Source organism: Methylosinus sp. KRF6, assembly GCF_018887255.1.
GTDB lineage: Bacteria > Pseudomonadota > Alphaproteobacteria > Rhizobiales > Beijerinckiaceae > Methylosinus > Methylosinus sporium.
In genome coordinates this window covers 1-3,829 of the sequence record NZ_JAHLJF010000029.1, presented here as the reverse complement: position 1 = coordinate 3,829, position 3,829 = coordinate 1, and the positions used below count along the sequence as shown (strand labels likewise).

At 54.1% G+C, this 3,829-nt stretch carries 3 protein-coding genes; 2 read left to right on the top strand and 1 reads right to left on the bottom strand.

The genetic code is table 11. From position 1 onward, the window contains the following. Positions 1-286 precede the first annotated feature (286 nt). Positions 287-1,933, bottom strand: a complete 1,647-nt coding sequence (locus KP010_RS22285) for a glycoside hydrolase family 16 protein (RefSeq protein WP_216281890.1) — start codon at positions 1,931-1,933, stop codon at positions 287-289. A gap of 774 nt (positions 1,934-2,707) precedes the next feature. Between KP010_RS22285 and KP010_RS22280 the strand changes: the two genes are divergently transcribed. Together KP010_RS22280 and KP010_RS22275 are read left to right on the top strand one after the other, a co-directional pair. Continuing rightward, positions 2,708-3,319, top strand: coding sequence for a hypothetical protein (locus KP010_RS22280; protein WP_216281888.1), 612 nt, complete (start codon positions 2,708-2,710; stop codon positions 3,317-3,319). A gap of 48 nt (positions 3,320-3,367) precedes the next feature. Further along, positions 3,368-3,829: hypothetical protein (locus KP010_RS22275; protein ID WP_216281886.1), on the top strand; the 462-nt coding region annotated here is incomplete at its 3' end.

The window sequence follows — 3,829 nt, the reverse complement described above, 5'->3', positions numbered from 1 at the left end:
CTCATGCCCTGGAATTTCAAGCCCACCGAGTGAACGGCGCCGGGTGTGCGCTTACTTCCGAAGACGGCTCGCCCCCTGAAAAGCGCTCCTCCGGTACCCCGCGAGAGCTGAAGAAGTGATCGCCTCGAGTGTCTGAAAGAGCTCGAGGCGAGGATGCGCGACGTCGCAAAGCGGCGTTTAGTCCGATGGGCACGAGAAGCATATCCCCGAAAATAGGCGCCACGGGAGGCTTTTCGAGACCGAGCGTTGGCGAACCAGAAAAAAGTTCGACATTTTCGAGGGTAGATCAAAACGGCTTCACGCTGTAGAGCCGAACATAATTGATGTGCATGACGAGCGGATTGGGCGTCGTCGAATTGGCCTGCAAATAGATGTTGGAAGCCATCCAACTCGCATCTGCGACATAGTCCATGACGGGTGTCAGCGATACGCCCTGATAGGCGGCCACTAGAGGAGCAGGAGCCGAATAAATCAACTGCTGGTCGGCGTAGAAGTCGATGTGCTGCGCCGTCCAGTCCATCCCGTAAGTGTGGAATTGGCCGTCGATCAACCCGGCGTGCTGGCCTATCGTGGTTCCATTATTGTTGGTCGCGCCGCCTGAGTGGATGGTGGTGTAGAAGACGTCGGAATGACCAAAGAATTCGAGCAGATCAATTTCCGCATGCGGCATATTGGGGTTTTGTCCGGGCGTTGAATAGAACCATAGAGCCGGAAACATGCCGGGTCCGGCATTCGGAAAAGCCGCGCGAAACTCGAAGTAACCGTAAGTAAATCCTGGAAATACGGCCGGATTGGCCTCCAGACGTCCGCCGATGAAGGAAGGGATCGGACCCGGAGTGCCTTGCGCGGTCATTTCGGCTTGGATTGCCGGTTCCAGATTTGTGGGCGTCCGGCTCGCGGAAATCGTCAAATAGCCGTTCGCTTGCGAAAACGGGCTGATTCCCAGCATAGTCGGATCATTGGGGTTGATGTCAAAAGTGCCGCCGGCCATGTTGCAGACGCCGGAGGCGACGTCCGCAAAAGAGCAGGGCGAGGCCGCGAAGTCGACATAGCCCTGCACAGGCGACTGCCAAGTCATGTCGTTCGGCATCCACACGCCCGCAGTAGCGCTGGAGGCGCTTCTCAATGTGAGAGGTGTGACGCTGAAGTCCTGCTCCCATAGCAGAACCGCGTTATTGCCAGTGAGAACCGGCGGACTCGTGGTCGAGTTGGCGACGACGGAGAGTGTAGCTAGTGCCTGCGACTCGGCAAGCAAGGTCCAAGGATTAGAATTGTAGACGGAGATCTTTCCGATGTAATCGGATAGTTGGGCATCTGCGGGAATGTTCAGGTCGAAATGAATAGAGTTTCCCCCTGCATTCAAAGTTACAACCTTGCATTCTCCAAAATTATATTGGTATTGGTCGGTGAAACCAACGCAGACAGAATCTGATGTTGTAGCGACCGTTGTCGTCAAAGTGGCTGTAACGCTCAATTGGCCGTTAGGCTTGGTGTTCCCTAAATAATTCAGTGATGTAAATGTATATGTGCCTGTCTGTGGCGTCATCGAGAGCGTGGCTAGCGTCGACGACTGGGCGAGTAGGGTCCATGGATTTGAGTTATATACTGAAATCGTGCCTGTGTAAGTGTTTAGTTCCGCATCAATTGGAATATTTATGTTGAAATTTATATAGTTGATGCCTGTATTTAGATTTATGACTTGGCAGTTTCCGAAGTTGTATTGAGATGGACTCGCAAAACCTATGCAGACAGAGTCGGAGCCTATCGCCGACGACGCCGTCAGAACGGCGACGCCGCTCAACTGGCCGCCTGGCTGTAGATTACCTGAATAACTCAGCGAAGAAAATGAATAATATTCCGTTGAGCGCGCTGGCGAAGTCATGAAGGCGAAATAAGCAGTGAATAGAAGAGCAACAATTGTCTTTACATTCATGGCGTGACTCCATCCGCCAATGCTCGAGTTCACTGAAAATTTCAGCGGCCGTATAGACGGCAGGCTCGACGAACAATGGAGGCCGGGTGCTGTGAGCCTTATCAAGGAGGCTTGAATAATGGTGACGATGGACCATCTGGCGCTCGGCGACGATGACGTATTCTGAAGGACGACGAAGGCGTCACAATTTTTTGTATAGATGGTCACGGTTGGAGGCTCCGATTAAGCGAATGAATTTACTTATAAGCTGCGTAGCGTCGATCATTAGTTCTACGAATTATGCGCGATCATGACTACATTAGTGCAACATAGTCGTAGATGTGCGCTTTGTATCATGAATTCTGCTGCGCGCTTGAGCATAAGGTAGGTGAAGGCGAGGACGCCGCCAAAATCCTACAGCGCATGTTGCCAACCCTCGTTTTGCAATAAAGATATTCAAGCGGGGCTGTTCCCGAGTCTCATTCAGGCGGACGGCGCAACAATACGTAGTGTCGATCACGTTACAATGACACTCCATTGGACGCCAGAGCGTCGGCCGGGAATATTTGCACGCTTCTCCGATCGGCCGCGTCGCGACGTCCGAGAGCCGGATCGGCGAGAAGCGCCTGGTGGCGCGGTTCGATCGGCTCGACCCCGACGTTTCCGGCGCGGTCTTATATATGATAATGTCCTTTATCAGATGCTAACTTTAGTGACCACTCGATTTGAGTGGTTGACTTTTGGGTGGAAGTTAACTACGTTTTTTGTGCTGTATATAAATTGATAGGGCGCAAAATGAGCAGTAGGTTCGAGAATTACGCTGAGACCGAGATAGGTCGCAAGATTTCCTACATAATCAATTGGCCGGACCGTATCCTGGAATATCGGCTGCTCTCAAATCTCGGAATGCCTGCAGTTCAGGCGATAGCGGCGGAGGTAACGCCGCTAATCGATGCTTTGCCCGACAAGCGTTCCCGCGACGCCGCTTCCCAATTTTGTGGCTGGGCCGTGGGCCGGAGATTGCGTGCGGCTGGTTACGAGGTGGTGCGCGACCGGGGCCGAGTGAGCGACGCTCCGTTTAAGACGGGCGCAGTCTGGCACCGGACGCAGCCTTTGCAGGTAACCGCCGAGCCTGGAGGACCGACTGAAGGCGGTAGTGTCGAGCTTGGAGTGGAACGAGGCAAAGAGGGAAGAGTCATAGGCCGCTGGCGGCTGAGCATCACGGGCGGCCCTTATTCCTATTCAATCCACGAAATGAAAGGCATCAAAATTCCGCTCCATGAGGCGTTCCACGATGCTCGTGAATATGCCGAGAGATATGGATTTGCCACCTTGAGGGTCACGATTCCGAGCAGCGAGTTTTCAGAAGAGGAGCGAACTCAAATTCTCGAAAGCTTGGGCTTATGAACTTTCCCGCTTTTATCTTATATTCGCTTGGTCGCCGCGAGGGTTCTCATGACGGATGCAGAAATCAGGGGCTGGCTCCTCGCGCACTTTCACAAGCTGCGAGACGTCAACGGCGGATGGTGTCCGGCGGACGATATTGTTTTGAGCCCGCATCCGGTCAGTCGTCCGGCCATTGCAAACGCCTGCGAACATTTGGCCGACGCCGGGTATATCCGATGGGAGCCTTTCAATTCTCCGATCGAGCAGCATTCCATCGGAAGGGCGAAGATCACGGGTCCCGGAGTCGATGTTGTCACCAAGGCCCGCACGCCCACCATAGATATTCGTTTCCCTGGCATGGGAGAGCGCACCAGGCCACCCGAGCCGAGTGCGCCACTCTCGGAAGCCGTCGGGGTGCCATCGGCGTCGATCGAGAGCAGGCGCAACGAGCTGCTGACCTTGAGACCCAGCATGTGGGTGACGTGCCCCCGAAGTTTCATCCAGCGGCGAGTTGAGTCCCGGCGGTTGATA

What these genes read in the sequence shown, in the direction of transcription:
- KP010_RS22285 (WP_216281890.1), bottom strand. Translation starts at nt 1,933, where the DNA reads ATGAATGTAAAGACAATTGTTGCTCTTCTATTCACTGCTTATTTCGCC.
- KP010_RS22280 (WP_216281888.1), top strand. Translation starts at nt 2,708, where the DNA reads ATGAGCAGTAGGTTCGAGAATTACGCTGAGACCGAGATAGGTCGCAAG.